11 protein-coding genes and 1 pseudogene are annotated in these 16,727 nt (G+C 50.4%); 5 read left to right on the forward strand and 7 right to left on the reverse strand.

The window, feature by feature from the left end:
- The 6 genes and pseudogenes from B157_RS0130680 to B157_RS0130705 form a co-directional block, all read right to left on the reverse strand.
- A pseudogene (locus B157_RS0130680) lies at nt 1–226 on the reverse strand (hypothetical protein); the annotation flags it as partial.
- Nucleotides 227–348: 122 nt separating this feature from the next.
- On the reverse strand, nt 349–1,398 hold the full coding sequence (locus B157_RS0130685) for a Hint domain-containing protein (protein ID WP_026309078.1): 1,050 nt from the start codon (nt 1,396–1,398) through the stop codon (nt 349–351).
- A 46-nt stretch (nt 1,399–1,444) separates the two neighbouring features.
- A complete protein-coding gene (locus tag B157_RS0130690; protein WP_020607129.1) occupies nt 1,445–3,034 on the reverse strand; it encodes a flavin monoamine oxidase family protein in 1,590 nt (529 codons plus the stop codon).
- Nucleotides 3,035–3,130: 96 nt separating this feature from the next.
- A complete protein-coding gene (locus tag B157_RS0130695; RefSeq protein ID WP_020607130.1) occupies nt 3,131–4,303 on the reverse strand; it encodes a pyridoxal phosphate-dependent aminotransferase in 1,173 nt (390 codons plus the stop codon).
- A gap of 352 nt (nt 4,304–4,655) precedes the next feature.
- The gene (locus tag B157_RS0130700; protein ID WP_020607131.1) at nt 4,656–5,138 is read right to left on the reverse strand and encodes a hypothetical protein; all 483 of its coding nucleotides are present in this window, start codon (nt 5,136–5,138) and stop codon (nt 4,656–4,658) included.
- 193 nt (nt 5,139–5,331) lie between these two features.
- Complete coding sequence (locus tag B157_RS0130705; protein ID WP_020607132.1) at nt 5,332–6,387, reverse strand: DUF4097 family beta strand repeat-containing protein; 1,056 nt, start codon at nt 6,385–6,387, stop codon at nt 5,332–5,334.
- Nucleotides 6,388–7,244: 857 nt separating this feature from the next.
- On the opposite strand from B157_RS0130705, the gene B157_RS0130710 reads away from it, so the two are divergent.
- From B157_RS0130710 to B157_RS0130720, 3 genes are all read left to right on the forward strand, one after another.
- Nucleotides 7,245–10,490, forward strand: coding sequence for a SusC/RagA family TonB-linked outer membrane protein (locus tag B157_RS0130710; protein WP_026309079.1), 3,246 nt, complete (start codon nt 7,245–7,247; stop codon nt 10,488–10,490).
- 22 nt (nt 10,491–10,512) lie between these two features.
- Nucleotides 10,513–11,949, forward strand: coding sequence for a SusD/RagB family nutrient-binding outer membrane lipoprotein (locus B157_RS0130715; protein ID WP_020607134.1), 1,437 nt, complete (start codon nt 10,513–10,515; stop codon nt 11,947–11,949).
- Between the two features lie 223 nt (nt 11,950–12,172).
- Nucleotides 12,173–13,192, forward strand: coding sequence for an outer membrane beta-barrel protein (locus tag B157_RS0130720; RefSeq protein WP_020607135.1), 1,020 nt, complete (start codon nt 12,173–12,175; stop codon nt 13,190–13,192).
- A gap of 217 nt (nt 13,193–13,409) precedes the next feature.
- Here B157_RS0130720 and B157_RS39965 read toward each other — a convergent pair whose 3' ends face one another.
- A complete protein-coding gene (locus B157_RS39965) occupies nt 13,410–15,224 on the reverse strand; it encodes a T9SS type A sorting domain-containing protein (RefSeq protein WP_020607136.1) in 1,815 nt (604 codons plus the stop codon).
- A 444-nt stretch (nt 15,225–15,668) separates the two neighbouring features.
- Between B157_RS39965 and B157_RS39970 the strand changes: the two genes are divergently transcribed.
- Nucleotides 15,669–16,037, forward strand: a complete 369-nt coding sequence (locus B157_RS39970) for a hypothetical protein (RefSeq protein WP_020607137.1) — start codon at nt 15,669–15,671, stop codon at nt 16,035–16,037.
- A gap of 108 nt (nt 16,038–16,145) precedes the next feature.
- A complete protein-coding gene (locus B157_RS0130735; protein WP_020607138.1) occupies nt 16,146–16,712 on the forward strand; it encodes a precorrin-2 dehydrogenase/sirohydrochlorin ferrochelatase family protein in 567 nt (188 codons plus the stop codon).
- Nucleotides 16,713–16,727: the final 15 nt, after the last annotated feature.

A 16,727-nucleotide genomic window follows, 5' to 3' on the forward strand; every position in this document is an offset into this window, starting at 1 on the left:
GGGTCCAAAGCGTGTTTTCATCTTTTTTTTTACGACGATCAGTCGGTACCTGACTCAGACTCTTTTCCAGGACTTGTCGCCCCAAGTCGAGCCAAATCTCCTCAAATGACTTCTCGTAGTCATAGAAGGTAGGCTTACTTCTGAGGGCTTTGAGTTCGCTATATTTCTGGCGGGCCAAAGCCACATATTCTTCTTCGGTGAAGGGCAGGGAGTGTTCGTCAGGCATGCCCTAAGCTACGACATGGTTGCGACAATTTGAATTGCACCCTATCAAAAAAGCAGTACGGTGGCTACCCGGATGGGTTGAAAGCCGCCGTACTGCTTTTTATAGAGTAGCCTGACTGAAAATTACTTGTCCAAGACAACGGTTTCCCCTACCAGATAAGCGCCTGATTCGGTGGTCAGGTTATAGACTATTTTTACCGAGCGGGTTTTCTGCTCAAGTTGTACTACCCTATAAGCAACCACCTGATTCGTTCCCCGTTCGTAGTGATACAAGACATCACCGGCCTTCACATCGCCGAGTGCTTTGCGGCCCGTGGCCGTCAGTACGGGGTGGTTAGCAGTGGCTTCCAGTAGCGTTGGTGCTGTGAGTGCCGTGCGTGTGTCGGCGGTGAGTTCATTGACGGCACTGAGCCACACACCCGTCAGCTGGAAATCACGGTTGGTATGCTGGTCTACTTTTACGACGGTAGTAGGCATAAACGTTCTGGTTTGAGCACTGTAGCCCAGCACTACATCACCTACCGCAAGGCTGCTGATCTTTTTCGAGGATCCATCGGTCATCGTCACGGGGGCATCCGGGGCAAAGCAGAAGTTGTATTCTTCTTTTTTCTTGGCTCCACCTTCATCCGATTTACCCGCGCCACCCGATAACAGTCCGGCCATCTCGCGCGAAAGCACGAAGGTGAGGGTCGACATCAGTCCTGGCTCTTTTTCTCCCACGTACTTAAGGTCATCGATGTAGGCATCCCACGCTTTGCGGTCGGCGGAGGCACCGGGAATAACAAAGGGTTTTATCTCTCCCGACTTCTCGTTTTTGTATATCGCCAGCAGGCCGAGTTCCTTCGTGTTTTCAGCCGAGAAGATTTTGTACAGGTAAATTTTTCGGGTAATACCGTCGGTGTAGTTAAACACATAAGCCGGACGTTCTTCGTAGCGATCCAGAATAAACCCATCCGCCTTGAAATAGGTGTCTTTGTCGAGGTTGGCAATCTTTATGGCTTTAATCGCTTTTAGTTGTTCGAGCGTCATGCCAGCAGGATCGGCGTCGGTCGTGTATCTGGCTAGTATAGCTTTTTGTGATGGCGTTGTTTCGGCCCAAACGCGCTGGCTGAGTAACTGTGTGGTAACGGCACAGCAAAGGAAAATCAGGAACGGTAGCAGGTTATTTCTCATGGGGTTATTTGTTATGGCGTCCGGCGTGCCGGGCATCGTAAAAAACTTATTTCTTGGTGTATTCACCCACACGGGCGTGAATGGCTTCTACGGTACGGTGGGCGGAGGTGAAAGCACCCGCCATCCAGGCGGTCAGGTATGTGGTATGCTCACCGGCAAAGTAAATGTTGTCGTCTGGCTCCAGCAGGGCCGGGTAGTATTTTTTGCGGGTACTATCATCGTAGGTAGCCCAGCCGCCACCCGTGTAGGGAATGCGGTGCCAGGCCAGTGAAAACGAATTCTCAAATTCGGCCGGGTATTGCGCGTGAATTTTTGCTCCCTGCGTTAGTGCCAGCTTCTCCCGTTCCGCTACGGGTAAACTACCCACGGCTTCGGCCCGGCTGTAGAAGTTGTAGTACCCAATCAACACCCCTTTTTTACCCTGAAAACCGAACGACGGATACCATATCTGGTTGATGTCCATGTTGGTACGGGAAATGCCCCCGTAAATCCAGTCGTCTTCTTCCCAGAACCGCCGTTTGAATTGCAGGCCAATTTTTCCCGTTTTAATATAAGGCACAAAGTCCGCGGCCCGCTTCACCGTTCCGGACAGGTCGGATTCGAGGTTTTTGAGCATGGGGAGCGGTAACGTACACACGCAGAATTCACCCGTTAGCTCAACGGGTTTACCGGCCAGTTGATATACTACACGAACGCCGTTTTCGGTCTTGCGGAGTTCCGACACGGGGGCGTTGAAAATAATTTTTCCGGTTAGTTTTTTCTCCAGTGCTTTAGGGATGGCGTCCATTCCACCCACGGGCTGCATGAGCGTGGTTTGCTGCTCGTAGATGTAATCCCCGACGTTGTAAAAAACGGGCTGCATAAACCCCGACCGGAGTAAATCCGTCAGCCCAAAGGGGTCGGTTACCTCACCCGGCATGGTTCCCGCACCCGGCTCGGCTTTGGATTTGTAGCCCCGCCGGTTCGTGCCTTTGTAAAGATGAGCTGTATTGAGGTCGCCCTCATTTTTCAGAAAATCGACCAGTTTTTCGATATCCTCTTTGGTGAGTTGCTGGTCCAGAGCAGATTGGTCGAGGGATTTGGCGAGCAGTTCGGCGGTGTAGCCGCGCATGTCGTTGTGGTACTCTTTGATACGGACCCGCCGATTCGCCATCGTATCCGTACCGGTGGCATCGGCAGGACGGTTGTTGTACAAATAGGCGGCTTCGTTATTGCCGTTGAACATCTCCAGCGAAACACCCAGCTCACGGCAGTATTGCAGGGTTAACTGATGGTGGTGCGGAATGCGGGCTGCTCCACCATTGAAATACAACCCATCGCCAAACGAGCAGGTTTGGGCCGTACCCCCGTTCAATTCTGTTTCTTTGGTTCCCCCCCGTATGGTCCAGACGCGGCCACCCGAGCGGGAGCGGGCTTCCAGAACGGTGCAATCGTAGCCCAGTTTTCCGAGTTCGTAAGCCGTTGTCATACCGGCCAAACCAGCGCCCAGAATAATTACCTTCCGACCTTTGCCATCGGCTCCCTTCCCGTTTGAGGGTAAATTCAGGGCTGATGCGGACGCGGGCTGTACCATTCCCCAGGCTAGCAAACTGGCATAACTGGCACTGGTAGCGTTGATAAAGTCTCTTCGAGTCATATTTTTTTAGGACCGGGCCGCCGGTGCGGTGAGGAGCGAGGAGCCATCCGGTTGTAACAAAGATTAACCGGATGGCTCCTCACTCCTAATATTAACCTATCCAACCACCTTCTTAAATCCATCCACAAAAATGGCCATTTCGTCCATCGTGCCGATGCTGACCCGGCAGTAGGGTTGTCCGTTGAAGTCACGGGTTTGGATACCGATTCCCTGGGCAAACATTTGCCCTTCGAAGGTCTTGGTTTTCATGCGAATCGGAAACAGCATGAAGTTTGTGGCTGATGGAATTACCTCGTAGCCCAGGTCGGTGAGGGCCTTGGTCGTATAATTGCGGGCTTTGGCGTTTTCGGCCCGGCAATGGTTTTGCCAGTCGATGTCTTTATAGCTGGCAATGCCGGCCATCAGGGTCGTAATACTCACCGCGAATTCGGCGTTGGTGTATGCGTGCAGCGTTTTGAGTATATCGGGCTGAGCGATGGCATAGCCCAGACGAAGTCCGGCGAATCCGTGAATTTTGGAGAACGTGCGGGCCAGAATAACATTTAGTCCTTCCGCTACGAGTTTTCCCAGTTTTGGGCGGTCAGCGGGTTCGTAGAAATCAATGTAAGCTTCGTCAATGAAGACTGGTACTTTTGGCGCTACCTCGCGGCAGAAGGCTTCCAGTTCGGCTGTTGGCAGGATGGTACCGGTTGGGTTATTGGGATTGACGATGTACACCAGCTTCACGTCGGGAGTGAGGCTGGCTTTTATCGCGTTAAGATCAAATTTGTAGTCCTTGGTCATCGGCAGGGCCTTCACTTTAGCACCAAACTTTGTGGCCCGCTGTAGCAGGTCATCATAGGTCATAGCGCTGGTCAGGATGGTGCCGCTCCGCTGGGAAAAGTAATCGGCGGCAGCCATCAGTATATCCGACGAACCAGGCGACAGCATGATGTTTTCCGGCTTCACCATATCGTCGGTAGCAATCAGCGTTTTCAATTGCCCGAACTCCGTCCAGGCGTATCGGTTACCCAATTCTGTTGCTTTTATCAGGGCTTCTTTGGCATTGGCCGAGATACCGAGTGGATTCTCGTTGGCCAATAACCGCGCCCGAAGTTTCGACATTTTGTCGAAAGGATCATCAGCAAAAGCGAACTCATTGGTAAAGCCCGAGACGAGTGGGGCAGTAGGGGTAGCCGCTTCTGCGGATGTAAACCGACTTAAACCGAAACCTGCCGTAAGAAGACCACTGGCCCTTAGCCAGTCCCGGCGATTTAGTTGTGATGACATGATATTTTTTGGATTTATTAAGGATTAAATGATAGAATACCAAAGATAACTCCTTAACACCTAAGGTTTTGTGAAAGTACTGATTAATCATTACAAAAAAGCGCCTTTCTTTCGAAAGCGCTTACAATTTATTCTGCTAATTGATATTATAGCAAAATTTAGTAGGAGTCTATAATTGTATTTACCAAATGAATGTTGGTATATTATTGATAATGCTTATTTTGTTGCTGGTTTATCGAACGGTATGTTGGGGATGGTTTCACAGTAGGTTGATACGTTGCCAAACAATTGGAAGGCACAAAAAAAGGCCGATGCATAGACATCGGCCTTTGTATATTTTGGAAACGACTTACTACTGCTTAGTGTAGAAGAGTTGTAAATTAAATTTAACCACTTCTTTAAGCTTTGTCGTTGGATTTGTCAACGTGTCCGATACAGCCTGTACAGGGTAGGATAATTGAGCAACTGTACTCGTCGATGTAGGCGCAGTGTAAGTCAGCGTTTCCGAACTACCATTATCATATTTCAGATTCAATGTCGGCTCTGTGTAGTCCCAAGTTCCAGGATAAGTTTGAATCTGAACACCAGAGCGATCTGTTACTATAAAAGTCTTATCGGCCTTTATGTCGAAATTGTCATTGATACCATACGCAAGCGGATTTAGTTTCAATCCGTTGTTCGTTGCATAGGGAGCGACAAAGCCACTGGCCAGAATATAGTCAGACGCCCATTTTCCCACCACTACCGGCGTAGGAGCTGGATCATTGTTTTTTGAGCAGGAAACTACTCCGCCAAAAGCCGCCACCAGGCAGATTACATATAGATACTTTTTCATAGCCAGTTAATTTTGTCAATTCAGCGATAAGGAATGTAAGGGGCGTAAACTACAAAAAAAATAGATAGACCACCATCCTTTATACGTTGAAACCTTGCTTTTTGATGCAAGGGCAGGAGAAAAAATAAGAAGGTACCTGATAATGCACACCGCTGCGGGTTGCGTATCAGGTACCTTCTTTCTGAACCCGTTTCTACTGATTCACATACACGTTGCCGCTGTTGGCCGAGAGCGTTACTGCCACGCCACCGCCATTCAGCGTGCCTTTGATGTGGTCTTTCTCCGTATCTCCACTGAAGTTGTTGAGCGGGATTTTGATGCGGTTACCGCTTAAATTCAGGCTAATACCTTTGTTGAGTGGCATTTTTACGTTTATATTACCCGCGCTGGTAACCAGCCGAACGGGGCCATCTAGTTTGGTAATACTTACATCGACACTACCCGCGCTGGTGCTGGCATCGATACTCCCCGATACGTTGGCCAGCCGCACCGACCCGCCTGATGTACCGGCTTTCAAATCGCCCTCAATATCGCTGCCGTTTACGCTGCCTCCGCTGGTTTGGGCATCGATAGTACCGCGTAGGTCGGTGAGCCGGATGCTGCCGCCGGAGGTATGCAAACGCATCGTGCCCGATGAGGATTTAGCTTCGATGCTACCCCCTGACGTTTGCAGGTCGATACGGTCCGAGGTTCCGGTTATTTTACAACGGTCGAGGTGGATGCTTCCACCGGAGGTTTGTCCGTTAATATCACCGTTGATATCGCTCATGTTCAGGCTGCCGCCACTCGTACGAAATTTCTGCGGGCCAGTCAGCCTGGCCAGACTGATGCTGCCACCCGATGTACGGAGGTCGGTCGATACATTGCGTGGTGTGTAGAATTTGAAACCAATGCTGAGTGACCGTTTCCAGTCATTGTTGTTATTGCGTCGTTTGGCCGTGGCAACAATGGTACTGCCTTCCTGCACAATGCTGATGTCGTAGTCTTTCAACCTTTCCTGAATCTCGGCTTTGTCGAGGTTGCTGTTTCCGTTGTTGCCCCGCACGTACATTTCTACTTTAGCATTCATATCGGTACCGCCTTCTATGGTCAGGCTACCGCCTGATGTTTCGGCCCGCACCGCTTTGATGTTGCCCGAAAATGTTTTGGTTTGGTACGGTGTCTGGTCGTCGTTGCGGTCAGGCGCAAAGGAGGTCAGCGCGATGGTTCCTGCGCTCAAAAGGGTCAGTAGAAACTGGTTGCGTTTCATAGTGGTCGTTTGTTTATACCGTAAGGATGCTGTTTGACGAATGAAGGTTGCATGAACCTGAATTTCTTTCCTGTTCTTACAGTCACTCAATACATGTAGGCACAAGTAATGTACCATGTTTTTCAATAGGCTCATTGTTAGTGATCTGGATTTTTCCAGGCAAAATAGACTGTCCGCTAACGGACATAGACTGTTCATGGACGGACAGTCTGTTTTTTGACTATCAGTAACCGAAATTACTATTTTCAGATTCTGCCTTCCATTAAAATGACACTTCTCTGGCTGATAACCCGATTACAATTTCTGCTTCATGCCACCAGAACGATAAAATTCCCATCCTGTTTCTCTTCTTTTCCGGGCAAACTGGATATGGATTTACTGAATCGGGCAGTTACTACAGGGAAAATACTTATTATTTCATAGCAACGAACATATTTAATTTGGAATTTTATAAAGAATTTAAAATTAAATTTTAAATATAGAAATTATTAGTAGTCTTTTATTGGTAAAAGTGATTATTAGCAGAATAAAGCTATTGCTGTCTATTGTCAGGTAGATTATATTTGAATTAAAAATTGACTGGCTCAGCGTACCCTTTCTTACCATAGACCAACTGATCACTGGTCTATTCGTGACTCGTTCATCAGGAATTTCTACACACCTTTCTCAAGTTTTAATACCGCTTTTTTGTAAGAAAATCAGAGGTTATTCTGTTGATAGTCAATTTGTTATTGTCTATTCCATTCGCTTTCCTCACCTGTCCATACCTGCTCTGTGTGCCCATTACTACAATGACTGACTGGTTGTTGTGTTACCCCTGCATTTTTTCCTGTTTATAAACCTAATCGTAAAGTGAGATGCGAAAAAGAAGTTTACTACTTGTCTTGTTTTTAGCGCTTTGTGGACCCGCGCAGCTCATTGCGCAGAGCCGGGTCATTAAAGGAATTGTTACCTCCGGCGACGACAACGGCGGAGTTCCCGGTGTAAACGTGGTGATAAAGGGCACCAATATCGGCGCATCGACCAATGCCGAAGGGGCCTACACACTATCCGTTCCCGATAATCTGCTGAAAAACGGCGTATTGATTTACTCCTTCATTGGCATGAAAACCGCCGAAGTACCTATTGGTAATCAGAGTTCCATTACAGTCCGTTTGCAACACGATGAAACGTCATTGGACGAAGTCATTATTAGTGCGCTGGGTTTTAAGGAGAATGCCGATAAACGGGGGGCAACGGCCTCGAAGATTGAGGCAAAAGACATTGTTCGTTCGGGCGAAACGGGGGTTATAAACGGTATGTCAGGAAAAGCCGCCGGCGTTCAGATTACACGTTCTGCCGGTGACCCCGGTGCCGGTTCGTACATCCAGATTCGGGGGCAGAATACTATTACTGGTTCTACCCAGCCGCTGGTTATTGTGGATGGTATCCCCATCAGTAACTCGACCCTGGGTAGCGGAGTGGCCGGGGTAACGCAACAATCCCGTTTGAACGATATAAACCCCGAAGACATTGCCTCCCTGCAAGTGCTGAAAGGGGCTTCGGCTGCGGCTTTGTGGGGGTCGCGGGCGGCCAACGGGGTAATTGTGATTACGACTAAGAAAGGGGCTAATACGGATAAAGTCAATATCTCGTACAGCTCGACTGTTTCGTTCGATAAGCCTAATTTGCTGCACCCCCTGCAAAGCAGCTACGGGCAGGGTTCCGATGGGGTATATAACCCAACCAGCGCCAATTCATGGGGTGATAAAATCGCGAACCGGGCCGGTGGCGATGATGTAGTTAATATGAATGGTGCCCGTTTTGAAGCGTATAACGGGAATACATTCTACCCAATTATTACGAAAAACTCGAAGCAGACGTTTCAGGAAGAGCGCAAGGACGCGGTTTTCCGGACAGGTACTTATATCGATAATAACCTGTCGGTTAGTGGCGGCAACGAAAAAGGGAATTTTTACCTGAGCGTGGGTGATCTGCGGCAGAAAGGGATTATAAACGGGCAAAGCGATTATAACCGGACAACGCTCCGTTTCAACTCCGAACGTCGCTTCAATGATGTGATCAAATCATCGACCAATGCGACCTACGCCCGAACAACATCGAACCGGATTCAGCGCAGTAACAGCGTGAACGGTCTTTACATCGGAATGCTCCGCTCGGCCCCTGATTTTGACAGCCGATCGTACATCGGAAATTACTTTTCATCGCCAACGGCCAGTGCCATTCCCAACCGCCAGCGTTCGTACCGGAACTACCTAGGCGCTCTGGCTAACCCAATCTATAATGATCCATTGTGGGCCATTAATGAGCTGACTAACTTTTCGGAGGTGGACCGTTTTATTATGAGTTCGGAACTGCTGATTACGCCGGGCAGCTGGTTCGATATAACGGTGCGTGGCGGTCTCGATGCCAATACGGATCACCGCATCACGAACTATCCCGTCAATTCGGCTATAAACAGTGGTCTGGGAAGTTTTGAGGAAGCAATTTTCCAGGAATCGGAGATGAACGGCGACGTTATTGGCCGCGCCTTTAAGGACTTCGGCAAGAATATCACCAGCACGTTGATTGTGGGTTTCAACATCAACGACCGGAAATACCTTAACCTGGGGGGCACCATGAACAACTTCATCATTCCGGATGCGCCCGCCAACTTCGGTAACTCGCTGACATCGAACGATGCACCTTACCGGACCAGCACGCACCGCCGGATGGCCCGTTTGTATTCAACCCTGAATGTAGGTTTTTACAATCAGTTGTACGTCAATGCTTCCCTGGCGGCAGAAGCAGGTTCTACCTTCGGTAGCCAGACAAAATCGACGTTCTATTACCCATCGGGCGATGTGGCCTGGCAGTTTACGCAACTACCTCTTTTTCGGGACAACCCAATCCTGTCATTCGGTAAGTTGCGGGCTTCTTACGGTACCGTCGGGGTACAGCCTGATGCATACAGGAATACGACTACCTACGTAACCGCTTCGTTTAGCAGCTGGGCCAACCCGCTTAGTGGCTCAGGGTATGGTAATGGGGCGTATGTTCGTAACTCGACCCAGGGTGACCCTTTTCTGCAACCCGAACGGAAAACGGAGTGGGAACTGGGCACCGACCTGCGCTTTCTGAACAACCGTCTAACGGCTGGCTTCACGTATTACCAGAACGAGATTACCAATCTGTTGCTGAACGTGGCTGCGGCTGGCTCGACGGGGTACACCTCGAAATACACCAATGCCGGTTCGATGACGAACAAAGGTCTGGAACTGGAATTGAACTTCAACCTACTGAACAAGAACGGGTTTAACTGGAACATTTTTGGTAACGTAAGCCGGAATATTAACCGGGTGACCAATCTGGCCGGAACCGATATCATTACCCTCGGTGGTTTCAGCAGTACGGCCAGTACTGTGGCTAAAGTTGGTTACGCCATGTCATCTCTGTACGGAGGTACCTATCTTCGCAAAGACGACGGTTCGCTCAATCTCAATGCCAATGGTTTCCCACAGGTTGCGTCTCAGTTTGGCGTTATCGGTGACCCGAACCCCGATTATCGCGGTGGTTTCGGTACTAATCTTTCCTACAAAAAACTAACCCTAAACGTCCTTTTTGAGACCTTCCAGGGGGGCGATTTCTACAACGGCACACGAGGAGTTCTCTACAACTTTGGCACCCATGCCGATGTGGGTAACGAAGTGACCTTGACGCAGGACCTCAGGAATTACGCGGGTAAAACAATCGCTGCGGGCAGTACCGTTCGGGGTAATATCCAAGACTTTGGCTCGGGGCCCGTGTTGCTCGATCAGTCGTATTATACGTCCATCGGGGGAGGGTTCAGCACACTGGTCGAGCAGTTCATTACCGACGCCAGCTGGACGCGCATCCGCGAGATTTCGGCCGGGTACTCGTTCAGTTCACCCGCATTCCGGAAGAAAACCAAACTACAGTCTATCGACGTAACCGTAACGGGGCGTAACCCGGTGTTATGGACCAAAATGGTTGGTATTGATCCGGAAACGGCCCTTAACGGAGCCAGCAACTCGCGCGGACAGGATTACTTCAACAGTCCCAACACAAAGTCGCTGCTTTTCAGCGTAAAAATCAATTACTAATTCTCACGACGAAGCCGCCACTATGAAACGAATATATAGATCAGTTTTTGTCTTTTTGTTTGGTCTTCAGGTAGTCTCCTGCACCTCTATTGTTGAGAACCTGAACGTAGACCCGAACAATCCAACCAAATCGACCGCCAGCCTGTTGCTGACGGGTACCGAGATTGCCAACATGGCCACGCAGGAAGGAATGGCCAGTCGTCTGACAACTATCTGGGATGGCTATGCCTCCGGTTCTGACCGGCAATGGCTGGACTACTATAATTACAACGTGACTGCCGGTGTGTATGACGCCGACTGGAACCTGGTGTATCAGGCTACGAATGCCAATGCGCTGCTTGCCATTGAGCAGGCAACAGCCCTCGGAAACCGCAAAACGGTTGGTATTGCTAAAGTGCTGCGGGCTAATGCGCTGGCTACAGGTACGGAGTTGTGGGGCGACATCCCCTTCGATCAGGCAGGGGACATTGCCAAATATCCCAATCCAGCGTTTGAACCCCAGGCAATGGTGTACACAAAACTCCTCGCTTTGCTGGATGATGCTATCGCCGATCTGAAATCGGGAGTGGGCACCGTTACAAGCGAAGATATTCACTTTGCGGGCGATGCAATCAAATGGACGCAGGTCGCCTACACCCTGAAAGCCCGGTTACTAACCGACCTGAAACAGTACGATGCTGCCTACACTGCTGCCCAAACCGGTGTGAACGTGTACGCCAATTCATTATTGGCTCCCCACGGCAACACCGCCAGTGTAAACCAGAATTCCTATTTCTCCTTTCTGGCCAGCACCCGGACCGGGGACATAAATGCGGTTGGCGCGTACAACGTTGGTTTGTTAAACCCGGCAGGGGCAAAGTACCGGGGGAATACAAAAACCATCGAAACGGCCCGGTATAAGTTTTACTACCTGGAGAATGGGGTTAACACACCCGGCAAAATTGAGCCGAATACAACGGGTACGACGGGATTTTTCGCCCAAACGGCTAGTTTCCCTCTCATTACGTATCAGGAAAATATATTGACACTGGCCGAGTCGGCTTTGCGTTCGGGAAAAGGTTTCGCAATGGCGCTTGGGCACCTGAATACGTACCGGTCATGGTTGAATACGGGCGGCAATATCAACGCAGCTTATCTGACCGCGGGGGCTTACAAATACGAGCCATACGTAGCGGCTGATTTTGCGGCTGGTGGTATCGAAAATGCTGATGGTATTACGGCCGATAACGCCCTGTTACGGGAAATTTTGCAGGAGCGCTACGTTTCGTTCTACGGTCAGCACATCGGCTGGAACGACGAACGCCGGACCCGTACCGAAGCGGTAGGCATCAAACTGACACCGAACACCGGCACGCAGCTTCCCTGGCGGTTCATTTACCCGCAAAGTGAATTGAACTCCAATTCCAGCGCGCCAAAAACAGTACCCGCTACGTTCGAAGCACTGGCTATCTATAAATAAGCCGTGTCGTTTATTGAATACACAAGCACTGGCTAAACAAGTGTACGTTTGATTTATACATAAGAGTAAATGACTGATTATCTTTCCCTTCCGGGAAGCTACGTTGTAATGTGGCTTCCCGGAAGGGAATGCCTTTTCGGGCGTAGTATCCTTTCTTTTCTCAAACATTCCAAACCGGATGGCAGTTTTAAAATGTAGTGATTCTTTACTCAACTGTACTATTATGAAAAATTCAATGAAAACAACTTTATTACTGGCATTCCTTTGTGGTACGGGTCTCGTATACGGCCAGCAAAATTCATACGACGACCGTAATCAGAACTCTAACCGCAGTTACGAAGATCAGCGCGAACGGTATAATAACCAGCGGGATTTTCGGCAGGAACGAATGCAGGATGAACGCGATGACCGGCAGGCGCAGGAAAGACGTGAAAACCAGCGTAGGGATGAGGTTATTGACCAGCGTCGGAATTATAACATGCGCGATAATAACAGCCGGGCGTATGATAATCGTTACGAAAGCCGGATGGATGCGGGCGACCGATACAGAAATACCTACGATGAGCGCGATCTGAGTCAGGCGTATGACAAGGGATATGACGATGGCATGCGGTCCGTAGAAAGTGAGAAGCGACAGGAGCGCCGGGATAATTACCAGAATTTTGCGTTTGGTATCTACGGTGGCGCGAACGTAACCCGTTTTGCCGGTGAAGACACGCAGGGAAATGCGCTGAGCGGTCGGTTAGGCTATCAGTTGGGTCTCTTTTTCCGGGGTGGTGGCCGGGTTTATGGTCAGATAGGGGCTGAATACCTCACTTCCAGTTCCGACATTTCGACTGCTAGCAGCACCACGGCATTACCCGCCAGTTCAACCGTTATTTCGTACAACAGCATTACCTCCAACGTAAACCAGCAATACATCCATGTGCCCGTGTACATTGGTTTCAAGCTGGTTGAGTCTGATCGGGGTGTATCGGCCGTTCGGTTCCAGTTAGGGGCAGAACTGGCTGCTCCACTGAAAATTGTCAATGATCTAAACACGTCGGCTCCCAATGCTATCAAGCAAAGCAATCTGGCTTCTACTACCATCAACGGGTTGGCCAGTCTGGGCTTCGATGCAGGACCTCTTTTCCTGTCGGCCGTATACCATTATGGTTTCCAGGATATCCTGAAAGAACCGGTCGAAGGGATTGTCAATTCCCAGCGCAGGATACTCAGTGTCAATGTGGGATTGAAATTTTAGATAGTGTCTCAATTTGACTTTAGGCAGCTATGACCAGAAAGCTTTTGTCTCTTTGCCGAATCGTTCGGCTACTGCACGCTAATGAGGGCCAGTTAGTAAAAAACCTCAATTAGAGACACCACCAGATATACCTATAGCGTGCTTGTATCCCTACTGCCAAAACCCGAATCGTAACGATTCGGGTTTTGGCAGTACATCCTGAAGTAGACCGGGTAGATTATTCAGTCTTCAACACCCGCACCACTTTCGTTTGGCCCTGGGTGCTGGTCCTCAGCAAGAGAGTACCTGGGGGTAGGGTCGATACATCAAACCGATAGGTCTCGCTGGCACTTGCCCGCTCCGTTCGACTTTCGCCAACGACGCGGCCCATCATATCCGTCAAGGACAGGTGTAGCGGCCTGTTTTCACCACCCGTCACTTCCACCTCGATGGCCTCACGTACGGGATTGCCCAGTAACTTCACCCGTAGTTCAGCCGTGGGTTCCGGGCTCACACCCAGACGGGGAGCACCTCCCCCGTTACATACGCCCAGCCAGTTGTAGGTAAAACTGGCTTCACTGGGCGTGCCGGTCTGGGTAGCCCTCAGGTTGATAGTGGGGTTGTCAGTATAGAGCCGCAGGGTGTAAGGACCGGGGCTGGTGGTGGGTAGCATCTCATTAACCACCGAGAAACTCACGGGTTGCCCGTTCAGACCCGCGTACCGTGGGGTAAACGTCAGTTGGCGCTCACCGGCTGTAACGGTAGCACAACTCACCGTAGTGACGCCCGTGATAGAAAACGTGCCGGTAGGCGGTGGTGGCGGTGAACCTCCCCCACAAACAGCCAGCCAGTTGTAGTTGAAACTAGCCTCGCCGGGACTGCCAGTCTGGATGGCCTTTAGTGTAATAGTGGGGTTGTCAGTGTACAAACGCAGGGTGTAAGGACCAGGGCTGGTGGTAGGCAGCATCTCGTTGACGACCGAGAAACTAATGGGTTGACCGGTTACGTCTGTATACTGGGGGGTGAAGGTCAGCATACGCTCACCGACCGTTACAGTCGCACAACTCACCGTTGTCACTCCTGTGATACTGAAGGGTGCGGTTGGGGTAGAAGAGCTGACCGTAATGGTGTAGGCTCGCCAGGTGGTTGCGTTGTTGACGGGCTGACTGGCCGTAAAGGTTTCNACCACGGTCAGGTTCATCACCCCCGAGTTCAGCGGAGTACCTACAATGAAGCCTGGATCGGCACCTGTTCGACTCAGTCCGTTGGCGGGCAGCCCCGTCACACCGATGGTGTAAGTGGAGGACCCCGGTGGGATAGGCAACGTTCTGGGCAATGAAGCGGAAAAGGGCACGCCAGCAGTGGCCGTCAGGCTGATGGGGGGGCGCGGTGGATCGACCGTAATGGTGTAGGCTCGCCAGGTGGTTGCGTTGTTGACGGGCTGACTGGCCGTAAAGGTTTCGACCACGGTCAGGTTCATCACCCCCGAGTTCAGCGGAGTACCCACAATGAAGCCTGGATCGGCACCTGTTCGACTCAGTCCGTTGGCGGGCAGCCCCGTCACACCGATGGTGTAAGTGGAGGACCCCGGTGGGATAGGCAACGTCCTGGGCAATGAAGCGGAAAAGGGCACGCCCACCGTGGTCGTCAGGCTGATGGGGGGGCGCGGTGGATCGACCGTAATGGTGTAGGCTCGCCAGGTGGTTGCGTTGTTGATGGTCTGGCTGGCCACAAAGGTTTCAACCACGGTCAGATTCATCACTCCCGAGTTCAGCGGAGTACCCACAATGAAGCCTGGATCGGAGCCCACCAGGCTCAGTCCGTTGGCGGGCAGCCCCGTCACACCGATGGTGTAAGTGGAGGACCCCGGTGGGATAGGCAACGTCCTGGGCAATGAAGCGGAAAAGGGTACGCCCACCGTGGCCGTCAGGCTGATGGGGGGGGCGTCGACTGGAGTTAGTAGCTTGAAGAACTCACTAGACTGAACCACATGGCCAGTGTCGATTCCCCGTGGGTTGCCCTCCGCATGTAAGGTCCAGGAGAAGAACAGCATCAAGCCTAATAACCAACCAAGTGAACGGATCGTATTTGTATTATTCATATCCTGAACGTTTAGTATTACGATGATTCGAGTAGCGGGTAATACTAATTAACTCCGGGGAATAAACGTCCTTACTTATGTACCAACGGTCAATAATTTATTGAACCATCCGCACACGTACTGCTTTGTATACCAATTAGTTAGATAAATGATTTAAAATAGCCATCCGGGTTCTACTTTGTCAGATAAACTGCTCTGCCTTAACTTGGTCTGATGGGACTCCCAGTCAGTAAAAAAACGCGACACCTCCGCCTGTCGCTGCCAGAGCCACTTCGTCTGTGACCGTAAAAACAACCTCCTGAAAGCATAAATTGTCCCTAAAGGACTCTTTCACGAAAGTAAATCGAACGGCGCGGTCGGCCCCAATCGAACGTATGCAGGAGCGCATCCCGGATTGTGACTATCAACAGCTTCACCACCGCACGGGCGGGCCCGTTTATCAGTGAGTCAACCTGGGATGCCTTTGACGTAATGGGTTCGGGAGCCCAAAACACGCACAGGAGTCTGTCCGAACTACCCGGTGAGCAGGGGCTGATGTTGGCCAAAACATTGCTAAACAAACTCCACAAATCAGCAGGTATCTGGCAAAGTAATCTGGCTTCTACTACCATCAACGGGTTGGCCAGTCTGGGCTTCGATGAAGGGCCTCTATTCCTGTCGGCTGTGTACCATTATGGTTTCCAGGATATTCTGAAAGAGCCAGTTGAAGGCATTGTTAACTCCCAGCGCAGGATACTCAGTGTCAACGTCGGGTTGAAGTTTTAACAACGTCAGTTTGTCGACCTGAACGAGTCGGTCAGTTAGTGAGTTTATGTAGTGGTAGATTACTTTTGTATTCATTCCCACAAACTCACTAACTGACCGGCTTTTTTTATGAATACGCTCTTCCCCATTTTCGTTAAGGCGGAGAATCTGCACACGCTCATTGTAGGTGGTGGGTACGTCGGTCTGGAAAAACTTACTGCCCTGCTTGGTAATGCTCCGGCCGCCCGTATCACCCTGGTGGCGCCCGACATTCGGGATGAAATCCGGGAGCTGGCCCAACAGAATCCTAAAATTCAGCTTGTTCAGGAGCCTTATCATTCTATCTATCTGTCGGATAAAGACCTGGTCATTGCGGGTACTAACGATAAGGCTGTCAACAAACAGGTGCAGCTTGATTGTAAAGCGCACCGTATCCTGGTCAACGTAGCCGATACCCCCGATTTGTGCGATTTTTACCTGAGTTCGGTCGTGAAGAAGGGCGACCTTAAAATTGCCATCTCGACCAATGGTAAATCCCCCACCTTTGCCAAGCGGTTTCGGGAGGTGCTGGAAGAAATTCTGCCCGACAGTTTACAGGAAACCCTCGATAACCTGACATCCATCCGCAATCAGCTCAAAGGCGATTTTGTCCAGAAGATGGAGAAACTAAACGAGATAACGAAGGTGTTGCGGTAATTAACAACCCGGTAT

Origin of the sequence: Spirosoma spitsbergense DSM 19989, from assembly GCF_000374085.1 — a bacterium.
In the GTDB taxonomy this organism is placed as follows: Bacteria; Bacteroidota; Bacteroidia; order Cytophagales; family Spirosomataceae; genus Spirosoma; species Spirosoma spitsbergense.

Coding starts and splice junctions, on each gene's coding strand:
- B157_RS0130685 (WP_026309078.1), bottom strand. CDS start 1,398: ATGAGAAATAACCTGCTACCGTTCCTGATTTTCCTTTGCTGTGCCGTT.
- B157_RS0130700 (WP_020607131.1), bottom strand. CDS start 5,138: ATGAAAAAGTATCTATATGTAATCTGCCTGGTGGCGGCTTTTGGCGGA.
- B157_RS0130735 (WP_020607138.1), top strand. CDS start 16,146: ATGAATACGCTCTTCCCCATTTTCGTTAAGGCGGAGAATCTGCACACG.
- B157_RS0130690 (WP_020607129.1), bottom strand. CDS start 3,034: ATGACTCGAAGAGACTTTATCAACGCTACCAGTGCCAGTTATGCCAGT.
- B157_RS0130705 (WP_020607132.1), bottom strand. CDS start 6,387: ATGAAACGCAACCAGTTTCTACTGACCCTTTTGAGCGCAGGAACCATC.
- B157_RS0130695 (WP_020607130.1), bottom strand. CDS start 4,303: ATGTCATCACAACTAAATCGCCGGGACTGGCTAAGGGCCAGTGGTCTT.
- B157_RS0130710 (WP_026309079.1), top strand. CDS start 7,245: ATGCGAAAAAGAAGTTTACTACTTGTCTTGTTTTTAGCGCTTTGTGGA.
- B157_RS0130720 (WP_020607135.1), top strand. CDS start 12,173: ATGAAAAATTCAATGAAAACAACTTTATTACTGGCATTCCTTTGTGGT.
- B157_RS0130715 (WP_020607134.1), top strand. CDS start 10,513: ATGAAACGAATATATAGATCAGTTTTTGTCTTTTTGTTTGGTCTTCAG.